This is a genomic window from Providencia sneebia DSM 19967, from assembly GCF_000314895.2.
In the GTDB taxonomy this organism is placed as follows: domain Bacteria; phylum Pseudomonadota; class Gammaproteobacteria; order Enterobacterales; family Enterobacteriaceae; genus Providencia; species Providencia sneebia.
Genome location: NZ_CM001773.1, coordinates 612,008 through 632,838, shown reverse-complemented (window position 1 = coordinate 632,838; position 20,831 = coordinate 612,008). Strand labels below are relative to the sequence as shown.

Annotated in this window: 17 protein-coding genes; 10 read left to right on the top strand and 7 right to left on the bottom strand. The window is 38.4% G+C overall.

Going from position 1 to position 20,831, the window contains the following annotated elements; translation table 11 throughout:
- Positions 1–2: 2 nt before the first annotated feature.
- Entirely contained in the window at positions 3–884 is an 882-nt protein-coding gene (locus OO7_RS02535) for a LysR family transcriptional regulator (protein WP_008914397.1), read from the bottom strand.
- A gap of 46 nt (positions 885–930) precedes the next feature.
- The gene (gene bioH / locus OO7_RS02530) at positions 931–1,710 is read right to left on the bottom strand and encodes a pimeloyl-ACP methyl ester esterase BioH (RefSeq protein ID WP_008914396.1); all 780 of its coding nucleotides are present in this window, start codon (positions 1,708–1,710) and stop codon (positions 931–933) included.
- 32 nt (positions 1,711–1,742) lie between these two features.
- On the opposite strand from bioH, the gene OO7_RS02525 reads away from it, so the two are divergent.
- The 7 genes from OO7_RS02525 to OO7_RS02495 all read left to right on the top strand — a co-directional run bounded on the left by OO7_RS02525 (position 1,743) and on the right by OO7_RS02495 (position 9,107).
- Positions 1,743–2,429, top strand: a complete 687-nt coding sequence (locus OO7_RS02525; RefSeq protein ID WP_008914395.1) for a phosphoribosyltransferase family protein — start codon at positions 1,743–1,745, stop codon at positions 2,427–2,429.
- 88 nt (positions 2,430–2,517) lie between these two features.
- Positions 2,518–3,096, top strand: a complete 579-nt coding sequence (nfuA, locus tag OO7_RS02520; protein ID WP_008914394.1) for a Fe-S biogenesis protein NfuA — start codon at positions 2,518–2,520, stop codon at positions 3,094–3,096.
- A gap of 301 nt (positions 3,097–3,397) precedes the next feature.
- The gene (gene glpE / locus OO7_RS02515; protein WP_008914393.1) at positions 3,398–3,721 is read left to right on the top strand and encodes a thiosulfate sulfurtransferase GlpE; all 324 of its coding nucleotides are present in this window, start codon (positions 3,398–3,400) and stop codon (positions 3,719–3,721) included.
- Between the two features lie 15 nt (positions 3,722–3,736).
- A complete protein-coding gene (glpG, locus tag OO7_RS02510) occupies positions 3,737–4,570 on the top strand; it encodes a rhomboid family intramembrane serine protease GlpG (RefSeq protein ID WP_008914392.1) in 834 nt (277 codons plus the stop codon).
- An 80-nt stretch (positions 4,571–4,650) separates the two neighbouring features.
- The gene (locus OO7_RS02505; RefSeq protein ID WP_008914391.1) at positions 4,651–5,409 is read left to right on the top strand and encodes a DeoR/GlpR family transcriptional regulator; all 759 of its coding nucleotides are present in this window, start codon (positions 4,651–4,653) and stop codon (positions 5,407–5,409) included.
- A gap of 327 nt (positions 5,410–5,736) precedes the next feature.
- Positions 5,737–7,254, top strand: coding sequence for a glycerol-3-phosphate dehydrogenase (glpD, locus tag OO7_RS02500; protein WP_008914390.1), 1,518 nt, complete (start codon positions 5,737–5,739; stop codon positions 7,252–7,254).
- A 284-nt stretch (positions 7,255–7,538) separates the two neighbouring features.
- Entirely contained in the window at positions 7,539–9,107 is a 1,569-nt protein-coding gene (locus OO7_RS02495; RefSeq protein WP_008914389.1) for an ATP-binding cassette domain-containing protein, read from the top strand.
- Positions 9,108–9,135: 28 nt separating this feature from the next.
- Here the strand turns inward: OO7_RS02495 and OO7_RS02490 are convergent, their stop codons facing one another.
- Together OO7_RS02490 and OO7_RS02485 are read right to left on the bottom strand one after the other, a co-directional pair.
- On the bottom strand, positions 9,136–9,648 hold the full coding sequence (locus OO7_RS02490; protein WP_008914388.1) for a DUF2569 family protein: 513 nt from the start codon (positions 9,646–9,648) through the stop codon (positions 9,136–9,138).
- 12 nt (positions 9,649–9,660) lie between these two features.
- Positions 9,661–10,008 carry a DUF488 domain-containing protein gene (locus OO7_RS02485; protein ID WP_008914387.1) on the bottom strand — a complete coding sequence of 116 codons (348 nt, stop codon included), beginning with the start codon at positions 10,006–10,008 and terminating at the stop codon, positions 9,661–9,663.
- Positions 10,009–10,371: 363 nt separating this feature from the next.
- On the opposite strand from OO7_RS02485, the gene OO7_RS02480 reads away from it, so the two are divergent.
- Positions 10,372–11,223 carry a DNA-3-methyladenine glycosylase family protein gene (locus OO7_RS02480; protein ID WP_008914386.1) on the top strand — a complete coding sequence of 284 codons (852 nt, stop codon included), beginning with the start codon at positions 10,372–10,374 and terminating at the stop codon, positions 11,221–11,223.
- A gap of 96 nt (positions 11,224–11,319) precedes the next feature.
- Here the strand turns inward: OO7_RS02480 and poxB are convergent, their stop codons facing one another.
- Positions 11,320–13,044, bottom strand: a complete 1,725-nt coding sequence (gene poxB / locus OO7_RS02475; protein ID WP_008914385.1) for a ubiquinone-dependent pyruvate dehydrogenase — start codon at positions 13,042–13,044, stop codon at positions 11,320–11,322.
- 1,240 nt (positions 13,045–14,284) lie between these two features.
- Between poxB and proP the strand changes: the two genes are divergently transcribed.
- Both proP and phrB read left to right on the top strand, forming a co-directional pair.
- Positions 14,285–15,787 carry a glycine betaine/L-proline transporter ProP gene (gene proP / locus OO7_RS02470; RefSeq protein WP_008914384.1) on the top strand — a complete coding sequence of 501 codons (1,503 nt, stop codon included), beginning with the start codon at positions 14,285–14,287 and terminating at the stop codon, positions 15,785–15,787.
- A 129-nt stretch (positions 15,788–15,916) separates the two neighbouring features.
- On the top strand, positions 15,917–17,350 hold the full coding sequence (phrB, locus tag OO7_RS02465) for a deoxyribodipyrimidine photo-lyase (RefSeq protein WP_008914383.1): 1,434 nt from the start codon (positions 15,917–15,919) through the stop codon (positions 17,348–17,350).
- A gap of 14 nt (positions 17,351–17,364) precedes the next feature.
- Here phrB and OO7_RS02460 read toward each other — a convergent pair whose 3' ends face one another.
- Together OO7_RS02460 and OO7_RS02455 are read right to left on the bottom strand one after the other, a co-directional pair.
- The gene (locus tag OO7_RS02460; RefSeq protein WP_008914382.1) at positions 17,365–18,417 is read right to left on the bottom strand and encodes a fimbrial protein; all 1,053 of its coding nucleotides are present in this window, start codon (positions 18,415–18,417) and stop codon (positions 17,365–17,367) included.
- The gene (locus OO7_RS02455; RefSeq protein WP_008914381.1) at positions 18,417–20,798 is read right to left on the bottom strand and encodes a fimbria/pilus outer membrane usher protein; all 2,382 of its coding nucleotides are present in this window, start codon (positions 20,796–20,798) and stop codon (positions 18,417–18,419) included. Before OO7_RS02455 ends, OO7_RS02460 begins: the two co-directional genes overlap by 1 nt.
- Positions 20,799–20,831: the final 33 nt, after the last annotated feature.

The following is a 20,831-nucleotide window of genomic DNA, read 5'->3' as shown; positions in this document are numbered from 1 at the left end:
GGTTATTCCAGTAAAAAATTAACAAATTCGTCCATATAAGCAGGTAATTCATCGAAGCTACGAGCGCAAATATAGAGTTTTCGTTTTGCCCATTCATCTGATAGGTCAATGAAATTACCTGGATAGATCCCTATAAATTTTAATACAACTTGTTTTGGTAAGATGGCATAACCTAATCCACTGCTAACTAATTGCATAACCGTATCCATAGTCGCCAAACGCATTCGATAATTTAGGCAAGTCCCTAAATTCTGCGCATAACTATCAATATAATCTTGTAATGCATTTCCTTGAGATAACCCGATAAAATTATAATGAATAATTTCATTGAATGATAACGTAACTTGCTCAGTTAATTCACCGGATAATGGTGCGAAAATAACTAAATGGTCATTACATAATGTTTTAAATTCAAGCCCATGCAATGAGGATGGGTCGGTCACAATACCTAAATTAGCCATTTGATTATGAATATAATTGATAATTTTTTCACTCGGCATTTCGCGAATTGCGACACTAATATTAGGATGATTATGCAGATATTTGCTTAATTTTTCAGGTAAAAAACTGGCTTGTGCTGACGAATTACACAACAAATCAATATAGCCTTTTAAGCCTTGGCTATATTGGCGCAACTCACTACTCATATATTCGATTTGTAACAATACCTTATTGGCATGATTTAATAACGTCAAACCGGCATTAGTTAGCTTTATTCCAGATGAGGAGCGCGTTAATAATAAAACGCCAAGCTCATTTTCCATGCCACGGATGCGCTCACTCGCCGATTGCAGGCTCAAATGTGATAATTGTGCTCCAGCCGTGATACTGCCAGCTTTATAAGTGTTTACAAATAAGCGCAAGTCAATCATATCAAAGCGCATAATCACTCCAAGGCGTGTTTACCAAAATCAGTTTACCTTTTTCATTCTATTCTTCAATTCGCGCCCAAAAATCTAAAATATATTCACAGAATTCATCTGGATGGGAAATGAAAGGCGCATGAGCACTATGACGCATCAATACAGATGGTGAATTAGGATATAAATTATCAAGCAATGTGGCGACCTTACGCGGGACCAAACCATCTAAATATCCGTAGATCCGCAAAAATGGCAACGTGCTATTCTTTAATTCATCGCGTAAATCCGTTACCCGTAATATTTCAAGCCCAGCATTAAGAACCTCAACCGTTGGAATTGGCTGATCTAACACAACGGATTTCAACAATTTGGCATCATTACGAGCACTATGGGTCCCTAATGTTTGCAATGCTAAAAAACGTTCGACTGTACGTTGAAAATCTGTAGCCAAATGATGCTCAAATCCTAATAACACTTCAGCTTTAATACCCGGCCAACCATTTTCGCTTGCTTGAAAACACGGTGATGATGCAACAGTTATTAAACCTTTGACTTCCAAAGGATGGTCAAGAGCAATCCGACTCGCCACTAATCCACCTAATGACCAACCTAGCCAAATAGCCTTCTTTGGTGCTTGCTGCCATACCAAATCAGCCATAGTTTGCACATCCATTGCAGCATAATTTTGGCTACGCCCATAACCCGGCAAATCAACTAAATGTAAGCGAAATTGCGAAGTGAGTCGTGAAATAATTGAGCGCCAGACTTCTGCATTCAATCCCCATCCGTGTAATAACACAAGATCTTGCTTCCCTTCACCAATGGTCTCCCAATACAACTGTGTCATGGCTACACTCTCTTTTTTCTAGGAATATCTCTATGATTATAATGCAAGGTGCCTGCTGGCTATGTCACCAGCCACTAAAACTCATCCATCAGGGAATTTGCTCTTTTTGTTTAAAAAGCTTACCGCCCATGCCGATGTGTTGTTCACGCTGTGCTTTACCCGTGCAAATACCAACGATGGAATGTGGCCGTTGTTTACAACATCCACCCGCTTGGCAGCAACTGATTGCCGTCACGCCTTATCAAGCACCTCTGCGCAAACTTATTCATCATTATAAATTCTATCCTTTGCCGCAATTAGCTTTCACACTTGCACGAATTTTTGCTCTACACTGGCTTAATGGCTATCGACAAAATTTTTGGAACAAACCCGATATGATAGTCACAATCCCGCTTCACCCTAAACGCCTATGGTTTCGCGGATTTGATCATATCGCTTTTATCGCAGAATATTTATCGCGATGGCTAAATATCACCTATTCACGAAATTCATTAGTGCGTACTCGTGATACACTGGCACAGATAACATTAAAACGTAAATATCGTTACAGCAACTTAAAGGGTGCATTTACGCTCACCTCACCTATAGAAACGGGACGACGCATTGCTATTTTAGATGACGTCATAACAACTGGCGCGACAATGCAAGCCGCTTCACAATTGCTGATTTGTGCGGGAGCACAAGCGATACAGGCTTGGTCAGTATGTCGCACCTTGTAGGAATAGGGTAAATGAGCGTATTATAACCAACAGAAGCACTCAACTATTATTGAGCACATTTATTGAGCAGATTTATCGGGTATACATTATGATTAATATTACAGAAGCAGCACAGACCCACTTTGCTAAGTTATTAGAAAGCCAAGAGCCGGGAACTCAAATTCGCGTATTCGTGATTAACCCAGGCACACCTTCTGCTGAGTGCGGTGTTTCTTACTGCCCACCAGATGCCGTTGAAGCTACAGACCAAGAATTGAAATTTGACCTTTTGTCTGCCTATGTTGATGAAATCAGTGCACCATTCTTAGAAGATGCAGAAATTGATTTTGTTACAGACCAATTAGGTTCGCAGTTAACGCTAAAAGCACCTAACGCCAAAATGTGTAAAGTCTCAGATGACGCACCGCTGATTGAGCGCGTGGAATATGTGCTTCAATCACAAATTAACCCGCAATTAGCGAGCCATGGCGGACGTGTGTCTTTGATGGAAATCACGGATGAAGGCTTCGCTATTCTGCAATTTGGTGGTGGTTGTAATGGTTGTTCAATGGTCGATGTCACCTTGAAAGAAGGTATCGAGAAAGAGCTACTGAAAATGTTTGAAGGTGAGCTAAATGGTGTGAAAGACCTTACTGAACACCAACGTGGTGAGCACTCTTTCTACTAATAAATGATGTGTTTTTTATTCACACCAATTAATTAATGAAACACCCGCCTTCAATGACGGGTGTATTTTATCGTGGATAAGAAATAACAAAACAGCACAATTTATCGCTTAGCCATGCGGAATAAGGTATATCTACACACTTAATCCATAAACTAGTCATTTTATCCAATGCTGGAACACATGCTTTTTTAATGGAACCTATCAAATCTTTTATTGATATATCGCTGTAATAACAACGACAAATGATTCATTGTCACTAGCTTATTTTATCGACCAATTAGCCTTTAACATTGGGTATTTTATGGAACAATTTGAAACTCTAACACCAGAACAAGCATATCAACATTGGATTGATGGTTCAGCTATTCTCGTCGATGTACGTGATCCACAAAGTTTTCGCACAGGGCATGCAAGTGGTGCTTATCATTTAACAAATGAGACACTGTCCACATTTTTAGAACAAACTGACTCTGAAAAAACGATCATGGTAATGTGTTATCACGGTCATAGCAGCCAAGGTGCTGCACAATATCTAATTAATATTGGCTTCGACTCTGTTTATAGCATCAACGGCGGCTTCGAAGCTTGGCAGAGAGAATATCCACAAGCCGTTACGGCTCTCTAAAGAGAATTTGTATTCATGATCCATGTTGTTTCATTTGTAAACCCAAGATTGGCTCAAGCTTTTGTTGATTACATGGCAAGCCAACATATCCAATTAAGAATGCGTCCGAATCCCCAACAACAGCAAGTTGAACTTTGGTTGGATGACGAACAACACATTACAAAAGTACGCCATGAGTTGGATCTCTTTTTACAAGATCCATCCAACCCGCGTTATACCGCTGTCAGTTGGCAAACAGGCACCACACATACTAACTTTAAATACCGCAGCTTTTTTTCACTCGCTAATTTAAAAGAGCGTTCAGGCCCTTTAACGCTTATTGTGATGCTAATTTGTACAGGTATTTACTTGTGGCTAGCCATGACGCAACATTTGGATGTGCTACGCTATTTAGCTTGGCCTAGGGAAGGTCAACAATTTGAACTGTGGCGCTGGTTTAGTCCTGCATTTGTTCAATTCTCATTATCCCAACTGGTCTTTAACCTTGTTTTATGGTGGTTTTTAGCCAGTCAAGTTGAGCGGCGTCTCGGCACTGGAAAACTACTGACGATTTTCCTTGTCTCCGCCTTATTCTGTAATTGGGGACAATCTTTATATAGCGCATCCAACTTTGGTGGATTATCCGGTGTTGTTTATGCACTGATTAGCTATGTTTGGCTGACCGGTGAACGCCAACCTGAAAAAGAGGTCAGTGCTCCGCGAGGATTAATGATTTTAGTCGTCATATGGCTATTTTTGGGTTACTTAGATATCTTAGGGTCTAGCATTGCTAATGCCGCACATCTTTCAGGGTTAATTATCGGCTTATTGATGGGAATATGGGATAATCGACATACTTTTAAACATTAAAACGCGATTATATTAACAACATTTGCGTTATAGTTTGAAGTGTGATGGTTATAGAATATTGATAATTAGAGGCTAACAAAGTGAAACAAACCCAGAGGCATGATGCCATCATTGAACTCGTGCGCCTTCAAGGCTACGTTAGTACTGAAGAACTCGTCGAGCACTTCGAGGTTAGCCCGCAAACTATTCGCCGTGACCTCAATGATCTCGCTGAGCAGAATAAAATTCAGCGCCACCACGGTGGAGCAGCTTTACCTTCTAGCTCAGTTAATACCGCTTATCAAGACCGTAAAATCATGTGGTCAGATGAAAAAGCGCGTATCGCGCAACGAGTGGCCAGCCAAATTCCAGATGGTGCGACCTTATTTATTGATATAGGCACCACACCTGAAGCGGTTGCTCATGCTTTGGTTAACCATAAAAACCTTCGAGTTGTCACGAATAACCTGAATGTCGCAACACTATTAATGCCAAAAGAGGATTTTCGCTTAATCCTTGCGGGCGGTGAAGTTCGTGCTCGTGATGGTGGGATTGTTGGTGAAGCCACGCTTGATTTTATCTCTCAGTTTCGATTAGATTACGGAATTCTTGGGATCAGCGGCATCGATATGGATGGCTCATTATTAGAGTTTGATTACCATGAAGTACGCACTAAACGTGCCATTATCGAAAATTCCCGCTGCGTCATGTTAGTTACTGATCACTCAAAATTCGGCCGCAATGCGATGGTTAATCTTGGCAATATGAATCTAATTGATTACCTATTTACAGATAAACAGCCACCAGACAGCATCCAAAAAGTGATTGACCAACATAAAGTTCAATTAGAACTTTGCTAGCTATCCCCCATTATTCACCTAAATGGCTATGAAAATAGCCATTTTAACGATAATACCTCGACATATTTCACTTAAATGTGCTTAAATCTATAAGCGCTCACGGCGCCGTTTCTCTTTTTTTCTCTCTTCTTCGTAAATCTTCCAATACTCTCATTTTAAGATAATAAGCTTATATAAAATGTGGTTATTGAAAACAAATTGTTACCTTTATCACGCAGTTGTTGTTTTTTATTGGTTAATAGTTGGCATATTAGACAATTTTGATTACAATCAAATGAGCGAAAACGAACATTAAAGAAAATGTTTCGAACATTTCTTGGGGGATGCATGGAAATTAAAGACTTGATTGTAATCGGCGGCGGAATCAACGGCGCTGGTATTGCGGCAGACGCTGCTGGCCGTGGATTATCTGTATTGCTGCTTGAGGCTCAAGACTTAGCCAGTGCAACATCATCCGCGAGTTCTAAACTCATTCATGGTGGCCTACGTTACCTTGAACACTATGAATTCCGTCTTGTTAGTGAAGCACTAGCAGAGCGCGAAGTATTATTAAAATTGGCACCGCACATTGCTTTCCCAATGCGCTTCCGTTTGCCACATCAACCACATTTGCGTCCAGCATGGATGATCCGTATTGGTTTGTTCCTTTATGATCACTTAGGAAAACGTACCAGCCTGCCAGGCAGTAAAGGATTAAAATTTGGCGCAAACTCAGTGCTAAAACCTGAATTTACCAAAGGGTTTGAGTATTCAGACTGCTGGGTAGATGATGCGCGCTTGGTTGTATTAAATGCTCAAGAAGTTGTACGTAAGCATGGTGAAGTTCGCACTCGTACCAAAGTCACTCGTGCTTATCGTGAAGATGGTCTATGGGTTGTTGAAGCAGAAGATCTGCGCACAGGTGAAAAAGAAACTTGGAAAGCAAAAGGCTTAGTTAACGCAACAGGTCCATGGGTTAAAGAGTTCTTCGACGATGGTCTGAAACTCAAATCGCCTTATGGTATCCGTTTAATCAAAGGTAGCCACATTGTTGTTCCTCGTGCTCATGATGAATCACAAGCTTATATCTTACAGAATGAAGATAACCGTATTGTTTTTGTGATCCCGTGGATGGATGAATTCTCCATTATCGGTACAACAGATGTGGAATATAAAGGCGATCCAAAAGATGTCCGCATCGACGATAAGGAAGTTGAATATCTGTTGAAAGTCTACAATGACCACTTCAAAAAACAGTTAGGCAAGAAAGATGTCGTCTGGGATTATTCAGGTGTTCGCCCACTTTGTGATGATGAATCTGATTCTCCGCAAGCAATCACGCGTGACTATACTTTAGATATCCATGATGAGAATGGTAAAGCACCATTGCTATCTGTTTTTGGCGGTAAATTAACAACATACCGTAAATTAGCAGAGGCTGCGGTTAATAAGTTATCGACTTATTATCCAAATGCAGGTGATGCATGGACTAAAAATGGCCAGCTACCTGGCGGTGACATTGAAGGTTGTGATCGCGATGGTTATGCTCGCCTGCTGCGTCAACGTTACACTTGGTTGCCTGAAGGACTCGCTTTACGTTACGCAAGAACTTACGGTAGCCAAAGTAAATTGATCCTTGAAGGCGCAAACTCACTTAGCGACCTAGGCGAAGCATTTGGTCATAATGTTTATGAAGCAGAACTGCGCTATTTAGTCGAAAACGAGTGGGTAACTGAATTAAATGATGCTATCTGGCGTCGCACTAAATTAGGTATGTGGCTGAATGATAGCGAAAAACAACACATCGCACAGTGGATAGAAGAACATACAAAAGTAGAAAAACCTGCGGCAGTAATTGAGTCGTAAAAATCGTTGTAAAAAATCTCGTTGGCAGTACCCGAAACCGGCTAGACTATAACTAGCCGGTTTTTTATATGGGTTGCATGAACCAATTCAGATGCTTATAATATTCGCGTCTCTTCCTTTCATTTACCATATAGGTATTTCATTACGATGATTTAAGTTCTGCCAGAAAATATTTTCAGATACCTAACAGGTATTTATTTTTCTGTTTTGGCAGACAATCATCATTCATATCATTTTGTGAAATATAATACATATTGTCTGCCCTCTGTTAACCGGAGGTCTCTATGACGATTGCTTGTCACTTTTCGCAACTCAATATTGAATTTAATCAATCTGCTCTTTTTCCCCCAATAACCAGCACACTTTTGTGTCAACAAAATGCATTGGTTGGTCACAATGGGCGAGGAAAATCCGTTTTAATGCGCCTACTTGCTGGCCAACTAACGCCAACATCCGGCAATATTCATTGGGTAAAACCATTTTTGCATATTGACCAGCTTTCTCGTTTAGATGGAAATACAATCGCTGATGCCTTAGGTATCAACAAGCTAGTAGAGGCATTTACACGCGTTAACATAGGTGAAGCAACAATAGATGATTTTGAATTCCTAGAAGATAAATGGCATTTACCTTCTACATGGCAACGTTTACTCGATAGTGCAAAACTCTCTGTTACTGTTGAAAGCCCAATTTGCCAGCTTAGCGGTGGAGAACAAACTCGCCTTGCTTTATGTCGTGCTTTTTTACATCCAGATCATTTTTTATTACTTGATGAGCCAGATAATCATTTAGATCAAGAAGGTCAGCAATGGTTAATCAATCAATTGGCACAACATCATGGCGGATCACTGGTGATCACACATAATCGAAGCTTACTCGCCCACATACAAACTATTTTTGAACTGACAGAGAACGGTTTATTTGAATATGGTGGGAATTACACGCTGTATGAGCAGCAAAAAAATGCTGAATTGCTATCAATTGAAGCAAAATCAGAACAGCTGAATAAACAGATCCATCAGGAAAAACGCCATCAGCAAGCTACTTTGCAGAAAACAGCCCAGAGACGAAAGCAAGGAGAAAAAGTACGCCGTAGTGGTTCACAATCGCTTTTATTATTAGATATGAAAGCGAATAAAGCAGAAAAAAGGCAAGCTAATGTCACTGAGCGCCATCAACGCGTAATGAATAATTTACAGAGTCAGTTACAAGAAACACAAAAACAGCAAACGCATATAAAACCGCAAAAAATGATTTTAAATTATCAGCCTGATGGCGCAAAAATTACCCTTTTTGCCTCACAACTTCAATTGCCATATGGAGATATGAAACCGCTTTCATTTACCGCATATACTGGTGAACATTGGCATATTAAAGGGCGGAACGGCAGTGGAAAATCCACCTTACTCAAAATATTAGCAGGAAAAATGACAGCAAAAAGTGGGGAAATTCGTCTTGATGAAAATTTCTGCTATTTGGATCAACATCTCAATTTACTCGACAAAAAGCTTTCTGTTGTAGAAGCACTGCACAACTATCAGCCTGCTTTTACGGTAGAGCAATGGCGAACCCAGCTTGGTATGTTGCGAATTCGGGGAGATAAATCATTACAGCTACTAGGGCAGCTAAGTGGTGGTGAGCAGCTAAAAGTTACATTATTAGCTTTAACTCATAGCCCAACACCACCTGCTATTTTGTTACTTGATGAACCTGACAATCATCTGGATTTAGATTCAAAAATATTACTGGAGAATCTAATAAGAGAATATCAAGGTACCCTATTTCTAGTTTCTCATGATGATGAATTTGTTAAACATTGCTCTATCACTCACGAGTTAATTCTCACATCATAAAGATTATTGAATAAAATAGAGCCGAGTATTACCGAATAAATGTCTGTTTTACTCGCTCTGAAAAGCCAAAATAAGGTCCCCAGATAAAACAATAAATAACTGCACCTATTACTTCAGAAATATGGCTATAGATAATCTCCATATTAAAAAGATAGGGAAATATAAAATGAGATGTCACTGCTATTAATGTATATAACAGCATTGTCGCAATAAATAGTACTTTCGCTTTTCGCTGCCATAGTAAAGCGGCAATTAATGTCCAGATCAATAACGCTGCTAATACACCATAACCTACTTGTAAGGAATAAAAAGCACCTTCAAACATAGGAACATAAAAATAAGAATCAGTATTTGTCGCTAATGGCCAAACAATTTGTACTTGATGAATATCTGTTAGTGACATCATTACTAACTGATAAAACATGTAGAACAGCCCAATAACGGGTAAAATAAGCCAACCTGATATTCCTTGCAGGGTTGGCTTTTCAATCACAGGGGATACCACTTTAGCCTCTGACATAATAGGCTGATTCACATCCATTTTTATTACCTTCTAAGACTGACTTTCAAGAAAACGTTTTAATACCTGTGCTTGATTATGTTCTGTATCTTTCGCGCTATATAATAAAGTCACATTACCTTGCCGAGATTTTTCCACAAGAGGCATCCATGATTGCGTATTATGACGTAATTCTTGGTAATAACGCCCAACAAATTGATCAAATTGGTCTGTATTTTGATGAAACCATTTGCGTAGTTCATTTGAGGGAGCAACATCTTTATTCCATTCATCATAGTGTAAATCTGTTTTTTTAATTCCTCTAGGCCATAATCGGTCAACTAATACACGATAACCATCATCCTCAGATACTGCGTCATACACCCTTTTACAGTAAATCATAATAGCTCCTTTTAGAAAATCTGATGTTAACCATTTCTAATGAATAAATGTATTTTTTACTCTAAATGAAACTAAAGAATAAGATATCCAAATAGCGCAAACAATGAAGAGAATGAAGCACTATTTTTTAGAAGTGCCATCGCCCACATCCTTGCCTTATCTCATATTTAAATTATGATAAAAATGATTATCACAAAACAATATAAAAATACATTAGCCTTAACATGCAATTTAACGTCTTTTCAATTGAGATAACATCTGAGAAAACCTCATTTTAGATGCAGAACAAAAACACAATGGATAAGGTGCGCATAATGCCTACAGAAACGGCTCAGTTAATTCTCCCTACACATTTTCGCACTGGTGATTTTTTTTGCATATCATCTTAGAGATTCACACAGTATTGCTGAAATTGTTGAAGGCCAATCTCTGCGTAAAGGGTTGTTATGGGATGGAAAACCCGCCGAAATCTGCATTGATATTAAAAATAATAATGCGGATATTTCACTTAATGTCGATGGACAAGACAAAGATCTTCAGACACAAAGAATTATTGAATTAGGTAACCATATGCTTGGATTGCAGCAAAATGTTGAGCAGTTTGAAGAACAATACGCTGCACATCCTCTTATTGGGCCATTAATTAAACGCCAGCAAGGACTGCGGATTTATCAATCTTCGAGCTCTTTTGAAGCTTTGATTTGGGCAATTATTGGTCAACAAATCAGTGTTACCGCAGCGGTCGCCATACGTAGGCGCTTTATTCAAGCAGTCGGAACACAACATTCCTCTGGCATTTGGTGCTTCCCGAGTGAACAGCAAGTGGCTGCTGTCGATGATGAAGCCCTAAGACTCGCGGGGCTTTCTACGAGCAAAATTGCTGCAATTCGTACTCTTTGTGAAGCAATTGCAAGCCAACATGTTGATCTTTCGAGCTCTGTCGATAACGATAATGTTCAAGAATTCTCCCAGCAATTAATGAGCTTGAAAGGAATAGGACCTTGGACAGTGAGTTATGCATTACTGCGCGGGTTTAATTATCTTGATGGATCGCTACATGGCGATGTCGCTGTGCGGCGTAATTTGCAAACTTTACTTGCATTAGAAAAACAACCAACAGCAAAAGAGACTGAAAAATGGCTAGACGATTTTTCACCATGGCGAGCATTAGTTGGAGCACATCTCTGGCGTAGCCAATCTTCGGCAGGTTATTAATAAACAAAATAAATAGCCCCAGAATCACACAAGATCCTAGGGCTACTGAATCGGTCATCACAAACTATCAATGTAATTGATAGTTAAGCGAGTTAATTAGCGCAGCCAGTTGGTCTTCGCTAATTGGACAACTTCATCACCACGACCATTCATTATGGCTTTTAGCATATATAAGCTAAAACCTTTTGCTTCTTCTAGCTTGATTTCCGGTGGCATAGCAAGCTCTTGTTTTGCCGTTAGCACATCAACAACAACTGGGCCATCGTGAGCAAAAGCTTCTTTTAATGCAGCATCTAGGTCATCACATTTCTCAACGCGGATCCCTTTAATGCCCGCTGCATTTGCCAACGCAGCGAAATTAGGATTTTGTAGCTCAGTACCATTGGTTAAGAAGCCAGCAACTTTCATTTCCATTGCCACAAAGCCCAAAACACCATTATTGAGAATAACCACTTTCACTGGCAGTTTATGTTGAACAAGTGATAGCAAATCACCCATTAACATTGAGAACCCACCATCACCACTCATTGTGATAACTTGACGGTTTTTATCAACAGATTGAATACCCATTGCTTGAGGCATCGCATTCGCCATAGACCCATGGTTGAATGAACCAATCAGACGGCGTTTGCCATTCATTTTCAAATAACGTGCAGCCCAAACAGTTGGTGTGCCAACATCACAAGTGAAAACAGCATCATCATCCGCTAATTCACTAATTTTAGCTGCTAAGTATTGAGGATGAATAATACCGTCTTTACCTGGTTGCGCTAGCTCGTCCAGACCTTTACGAGCTTCAACATAATGTTTTAAAGCGCCGTCTAAATGTTTTTGGTTTTGTTTGACTTCCAACTGTGGCTGAAGTACCGTCAGAGTTGCTTTAATATCACCAAGTAAGCCCATGTCAATATGGCAATGTGAGCCTAAGCTTCCAGCATTAATATCAATTTGAATAATTTTTGCATCATGTGGATAGAAAGGACGATATGGGAATTGTGTCCCCAACAGTACCACCGTATCGGCATTCATCATGGCGTGATAACCTGACGAGAACCCAATAAGCCCTGTCATACCAACGCTGTATGGGTTATCCCATTCAATATGCTCTTTACCACGCAATGCATGCACAATTGGCGCTTTTAGAGTTTCAGCTAATTTAATAACTTCATCATGTGCACCAGCACAACCAGCACCGCAGAACAGTGTAATATTTTCAGACTGATTTAATGCCGCTGCTAATTTTTCAATCTCAGTGGGTTGCGGAACAATCAATGGTGATTGAACAGGATACCACTCTTCTTTTGCCGTTTCTGGCGCATCTTTTAGCGCAATATCACCAGGAATAACAATCACTGCAACGCCTTTTTCTAAAATGGCTTTACGCATTGCAATACCTAAAACTTGTGGTAATTGCTCTGGATTAGAGATCATTTCACAATAATGGCTGCATTCACGGAATAATTCAGTTGGATGTGTTTCTTGGAAATAGTTACTGCCAATTTCACTGGATGGAATATGTGCCGCAATCGCCACAACTGGCACACGATTACGATGGCAATCATACAGACCATTAATAAGGTGTAAGTTACCTGGTCCACAAGAACCTGCACAGACGGCTAAATTTCCTGTAATTTGAGCTTCTGCACCCGCAGCAAAAGCAGCAACTTCTTCATGGCGAGTTCCTAACCATTCAATCGTGCCAAGGCGACGTAAGCTATCACTAAAACCATTTAGTGAATCTCCAGTAACGCCCCAAATACGCTTAACCCCAGCATTCTCTAGAACTTTAGTGACATAGGTTGCAACTGTCTCTTTTTTCATAATGACACTCTTTTTAAGTCAAATAATGTTAAAGATGTTCACGATAAATAGAAGTTATATTCTTTTTAATCCGTAGCCGTTATTGAATTTTCCCCCACCTATTTTTAGATTGTTTTAGCAATGAAATAAATCATTCAGCATAATCGCAACTTAGGTATTAAAGGGCATATCTCTTCAAATATTGGGTCAGTTTAGCTAATTCAGCGCCCTGTTCCTACCTGTGAAATAAATAACTATGGAGAACAGAACAATCTCCTATTAATATCGAAAGAAGATAGTAAGCTTAGGATAAATAAAGAATCATTATGCTCATAATAATAAAAAGAATAGACGTGCAACAATTTGTTAATAGTCAATAAATTGTAATTCCCTCAGCTTATTGCATCTTTAAATTATTATCTTTAATAACCCATCACCCAAATCACTTAATTTTAACCTCTCTCCACATTTTATAAAAAATATAATTTAGTGAGGATATTATCACTTATAATCATTAGCATTCTTTAACTATTTAATATAAATCAGTTATCGCTCAGAAATATCATGTCGATAACATCATATATTTGATGCTTCGTTCGTGAATTTGTCCGTCAATATTTCTATTTTTGTATTGATAAACCCAATCATAGTGAAATTGTTGTTGGATATAGAGGCCATTATTAATAATTACTTAAAAAACAATCAACTAAATATACTAATCTTGACGTTTGTTTTAGTATTTAAATAAGAGTAAAAGCGCAAAATGCCAACAATAAACAGCATAAATAGCCAATATTTTACATTTAATCCCTATTATTGTATTATTGGTCAAATGTTAAGTCATTTATAGGTGTCTATTTTGCTTTTTTTACAACAAAAATACTCCATACTATCCCCTTACCTTTGCAATTCCCTACGCAGTTGTTGGCGGTGATCATTCTCCCCAATATCAGTACTCAGTTAGTCATAATACCTAGTAAAACTAACTATTTTTCTAAATAAAAATTAAAAAACTTATGCATTCTACAGATAACAACATATTCTAAATATGTCAGTAATATATTTTGGGCTGTAGTTAGGTAACAACGGAAATTATTCCGCCAGTTTTTATAAGGATGTTTGGAATAGCGAAAACCGACCATACAGCAACCTAAAGTATGCAAAATTACTTTTTTATCTGATATGAGCAAGATACGGATATCACACATATTTTGAATGTGAAAATTAAATAATTGGATGTTCCTATTAAGAGGATTGTTCTATGAAGTTCAGAAAGAAAAAAGAAAAACCGTTAAATATTAATGATATTACTATCATTGATGATGGTAAGCTAAAAAAAGCAATTACCGCAGCGTCTCTGGGTAATGCAATGGAATGGTTTGACTTTGGTGTTTATGGATTTCTTGCTTATGTTTTAGGCCAGGTATTCTTCCCAGGTGCATCACCAAGCGTACAGATGATCGCCGCACTTGCAACTTTCTCGGTTCCCTTCTTAGTTCGCCCATTAGGTGGTGTGGTCTTTGGGATCTTAGGTGATAAATATGGTCGCCAGAAAGTATTATCCATCACCATTATCATCATGGCTGTGAGTACTTTCTGTATCGGGCTTATCCCATCTTATGCCTCTATTGGTATTTGGGCACCTATTCTGCTTCTGCTCGCTAAACTTGCTCAAGGATTCTCAGTAGGTGGAGAATATTCAGGTGCTGCAATCTTTGTTGCCGAATATTCACCTGACCGTAAGCGTGGCTTCATGGGAAGCTGGTTAGACTTCGGTTCAATTGCAGGTTTTGTCCTTGGTGCGGGTGTTGTTGTTCTTATTTCAAGCATTGTTGGTGAAGAAAACTTCCATGATTGGGGCTGGAGAATTCCATTCTTCTTAGCGCTACCTTTAGGTGTGATTGGTCTTTATCTGCGTCATGCACTTGAAGAAACACCGGCATTCCAACAACATGTTGAATCACTAGAGAAACAAGATAAAGCGAATATTCAAAATCCACCAAAAGTCTCTTTCCGTGAAGTTGTTTCTAAGTACTGGAAAAGCTTAATGATTTGTGTTGGCATAGTTATCGCAACAAATGTAACTTACTATATGTTGCTGACTTATATGCCAAGTTACTTATCGCATAACCTGAACTATTCTGCTGATCATGGTGTACTTATCATTATTGCCATTATGATTGGTATGCTATTTGTTCAACCAATCATTGGGTTAACCAGTGATAAAATTGGCCGCCGTCCATTTGTTATTGCAGGTAGTATTGGGTTAATTATTTTTGCTTACCCTGCCTTTATGCTGATCAACAGTGGCTCTGTCGGACTCATTTTTGTTGGTTTATTAATTTTAGCCGTATTGCTGAACTGTTTTACCGGGGTTATGGCGTCAATTTTACCAGCCATTTTCCCAACTCATATTCGCTACAGCGCATTAGCCATTGCATTTAATATCTCTGTTCTGATTGCAGGTGCAACACCAACGGTTGCAGCATGGTTAGTTGAATCGACAAATAACCTGTATATGCCTGCATTTTACTTAATCGTGATTGCATTGATTGGTTTATATACGGGTATCCGTATGCCAGAAACGGCAAATAAACCACTTCGTGGCGCAACGCCTGCGGCATCTGATAGAGCCGAAGCAAAAGAAATTTTGAGCGAGCATTTTGATAATATCGAGCAAAAAGTTGAAGATATTAATGAACAAATTGCAGAACTTGAGAAAAAACGTCAATCGCTGATTAATCAGCACCCTAAATTAGACTAAAACTATCGTTCTTAAAATATCATGGAGAAGCAAAGCGATTTGCTTCTCCATTTTTTTATAATAAGTTGAAATTCAAATAGAACAGCCTAAGCTAGGATAAATACCGCATAAAGGATAAGGAATAGCGATATGGCGAAACATCTTGTTTGGTTCCGAGGCGACCTAAGAATTACCGATAACAAAGCGTTGTTCTCTGCTTGTACCGACCCTGAAGCTGACGTATTAGCCGTATTTATCGCAACACCTGAACAATGGCAAAAACATGATACATCCCCTCGCCAAATTGCCTTTATCCATAAAAATTTAATTGCATTACGTGAGTCACTTGCGCAGTTAGGTATTCCACTCGTATGCCAAACTGTTCCTAATTTCTCAGCCTCAATACAATGGCTAAGCGATTTTGCCCAGCAACAACAAATAGATGCTCTCTTTTTCAATCGCCAATACGAACTCAATGAATACAAGCGTGATAGACAATTAATCTCACAAGAAAATTCTTTTCAAATTCATATTTTTGATGATGCTTTACTGTTACCACCAAAATCAGTTTTAAATCAAAAAGGTGAGATGTATCAGGTTTACACGCCTTTTCGTCGAGCATTTCTTTCCCAATTAACAGCATCAGATTTTCATTCTCTTCAAGCACCAACAAAACGAGCAAACGCCATCATACTTGAAGAAAATGAACCTCTATTTGAGCATGATGATATCGAAATAGCCGCATGTTTCCCTGTTGGTGAATCCGCCGCACGACAAAAATTACGTCAATTTTGCCGAGAAAAAGCGGAAAATTACCAAATAGATCGCGATATTCCAGCAATTGAAGGTACCAGTTTATTATCACCTTATTTAGCCATTGGCGTTTTATCTCCACGGCAATGCCTCAATCGGTTACTTGTCGAAAATCCCAATGTATTAGACTTCCCTGATAGCGGAGCATTTTGTTGGCTAAATGAGTTAATCTGGCGTGAATTCTATTATCATCTTTTAGTCGCATTCCCCCATTTATGTCGCGATAAGCCTTTCATTGCTTGGACTAATTATATTCATTGGAATACTTCGTCAGCTGATCTAGAAGCTTGGAAGAAGGGATTGACAGGTTACCCCATCGTTGATGCAGCCATGCGGCAATTAAATACATTAGGTTGGATGCATAATCGATTGCGAATGATTACCGCAAGTTTTCTGGTTAAAGATTTATTGATTGATTGGCGACAGGGCGAGCAATATTTTATGCAGCAGTTAATTGATGGCACGCTTGCAGCGAATAATGGGGGCTGGCAATGGTCTGCTTCAACAGGTATTGATGCCTCTCCTTGGTTCAGAATTTTTAATCCTACCACTCAAGGGAAAAAGTTTGATCCGCAAGGCGAATTTATTCGTCACTGGCTTCCAGAGCTACAAGCTGTACCTAATGATTGTATTCATACTCCACATGAATGGGCTGAAAAAAATCAGGTTGTGCTCGCCTACCCAACGCCGATTGTCGACCATAAACTCGCTCGCTTACGGACATTAGAAGCATTTGAGGCCGGTAAAAAAGAGAGTATTGCCTCAAAATAGCATCAAATTAGCGGTTAAAAATATTCCATATTTAAAATGGCCGTTGTTTTTACCGCACCAGCTGTGAGGTTTTTTGTGTCGTAAACATTATAGTAAGCGACTAAAGGGACACTTAAATATTTAGGCACATCATCATTATTTTTTTTATTAATTAACAGAGTTGCACCATTTCGATCACCTTGTTTTGTTCCAAAGTGAACCACGTTATTTTGATATTTAACACTAATACCAACACCTTTTGCAGAATTAGCCTGTTTGTCTAACATAATTGTTTTGTCAGGGCTCAGTGCTGAACTACTCAAATAAGCCGTAATTGGGTTATTTGTTTTACCATTTAATAATGATTCGCAACTAAAATTTAATGCAAAAGGTGTTTCACCAGCTTGTTGTTTTTTGAGTAATTCGGCTCTTTCTATATTAGGTAATTTGACCACCATCCCTGCATCATCAAAAGAACACGTAGTCTGTTTAGGCTCAAATTTAATAATAAGTGGCTGATAATAGATATCATACTGCGTTTGTTCCCAGACAAACAAACTTGCTAATAGTTTTAAAATCAAAATAAATAAACTCGAATTACTGGCATCCAAAGCAACTATGGCAGACTTAATTTGATATTCGCTAGCGCCTTTTGCATCGAGTAACTGATTATTTGGTACAGAACCATAATACAACTCCGTTTTGACGGAAAAATTAGTATTGATTTTAGATGTGCTGTGAGTATCTTTTTTACTTCCCAATGAAATTTCTTTATTATTTATATTTAAAATTGTTAATTTTATTATATTTTGATTATTTAACTTAATATAGATACTTTTATTTTCTTGCGCGGACATATTTATCACTTTATTGTCACCAAGACCCGGAATAAGCGCTGCAGCGTCGCATTCAAAAAAGCCCATATATTTGGTGGAATACGTTTGAGTTATACTTGTTTGCTGATAAAGCAATTCGCTTAAATTAATTGTGATAGGATCGGCTGTTTTGGGATTTTTAGTTTCACAATCAGCATTTGCATAGAAAGCTGAGCATAATAAAACAAATGATAATGCCTGTTTTTTTAACATTACTCTTCTCCTACACAAATATTTTTTTGTTTTTCTAAAGTCACAATTGGGTTATGAATGACACAACGCCCTTTTGGGTAACCATTGATTTTGATATAAATTGCTTCAGGTAAAGTATCTGCACGTAAGAAAAGCAAGCTACTTTGCCCAACATAGCCAATATTTTCCCCTTCCTCATTGATAACTTCAGTACCGAAAGGTAAGGGATTACCATCCGCTTTGTTGGCTTTCAAAATATAATTTTGACGGTTATCCGTTTGGAATGGAATATAAGTAATCGCCCCCGCATAGGGAACAATATCTTTCATATTACCAACAACCTCAGTATTACTATCTGTATCTTCAGTATCTAGTCTTATCATATTTTTACGATAGGCAGATAAATAAGGCACAAGAGCAACACCATCATCATTGGTAATTAGTGTTTTATCTCCATTAATTGCTGCATTTTTAACACCAGGAACATCAATAATGGCAAATGTTTCTCCCAATTGGTTACTGGCTAAAACACCTTGTTTAACTGCAACAATACTCCCTGTTGCCCCAACGGTCATTTGCGTATAATCAGAAGAATGGCTAAAGCTGCTATTTAATGTCGCAACAGACGTTTTATAAGATAAATTGGTATTAAGGCTTGTTGAACCTTTATTTTGATCAGAAACAGTAGCGCCATAATTGATCTGATTATTTTCTCCAGCAACACCACTTAATCCGACATTACTATTTGCATATGTTCCGTCATTAAAATTACTCCCAGCACTTAAATAGGCACTTTGTTCAAAGAGTGAAATTGGTATAGAAACATTGAAATAGTAACGTTGTTCTTCTTTTAAATGACTATTTTGATCATTATTGCTATAGCGAATACGACTGGTCGTAATAGAATAGTTAATGCTATTCCAACTATTGGAATAACCAATTTGGTATTCTTTACTGCTGTTATTTTCACCCCAGTAATCACGTAAAGTTCCTGAGATAAATAAAGAACCCACATTTTCACCTAAATCCTGGCTCATATTAATATTAAATGTATTTTTCTGATGAGAAAAACCACTTGGTGAGTTGCCTGAATTTAGCCATTCTCTTAATTCGATGCTATCACTAAATGTTAAATAATCTTTCGTTGAATACCGATAAGCAGCCAAAGAGAAATTCGTACCCGTTTGATTAAAATAGCGGCTATAAGATACTTTATAACTTTGACCAGTTAACGATGCATTATTATCAAAACGGCTTTGTGCATGTGACATATCAATGGAAATTGCACCGATAGGTAAATTAAATCCTCCACCGAGTAAAACGGAATAGTAATTATCGCTGGCAATACCACCTGTATAGCCAGTCAGTGTATTGTTAATCCCAAGTTGGTAACCACCCTGAATAAAATTCGGTCGATAATGATTTGAATTGATGCGAGCTTCCCCTGCATACAATTCATATTTTGTTACCCCTTCTTTCAACATATTTGGGACTGAGGAAAAAGGTACAATAAACTGGTTAACACTGCCGTTTGCTTCTTTCACTTCAACAGAAAGATCGCCACCGGAACCTGTTGGCAGAATATCCTCAATGGTGAATGCACCCGGCGGAACAGTTGTTTGATAAATGAGTGTATTATTTTGGTAAATATTTACCGTTGCATTAGACTGCGCTACGCCTCGCACGACTGGAGAAAAGCCTTGCATCGCATCTGGATACATTCGCATATCTGTTTTCAGGGTCATGCCTCTGAAAAAAATAGAGTCAAACATATCGCTCTTGCTATAGCTATCACCTAAACGGATCTCAGAACTTATTGATGGAAGGCCTTTTTGAATATAGCGATTATTATTTATCCAATCGCTACCACTTTGATTATCATAATTATAAGTAGACTGATCACGAAATTGCCAGCCTAGGAGATTAACACCACTATTTAGTGATAAATAAACATTATCATTATTCTTACTGTCGGCTGAATTGTTATATTTGCTATAGGAATAATTGCCACTATAAGAGACAAATGCCCCCGAAATACCCCGTTCCCAATATTCAGGCGCAATATAGCCTTGTAAACCTTGAATTAATTGAGCTTGCGGAACTTGAATATTCAGTTTGAATTGGCTTAAATCCAGCTGATAGGAACCCTCTTGTAAATAATCGCTAAGCGGTACAGCATCTGGATATTTTTTCTCTTTATCATTTAATTTGATACCCAAATCATTTATTTGAGCCGCTGTCATTAGGACTGAATGGTTATTATCCTTGATAATAACAGGCAGGCGCCCACGCCATTCGTGATTAATGTAAACATCTAATTCGTAATCACCATCAGCAAGCACGGCATTTTTTTCAAACCGTGACAAATCAGCTTTCGCAGATTCGCCTGATAGGAAATCCATATTAAATGATGCCGCATATGAGTATGAAATATC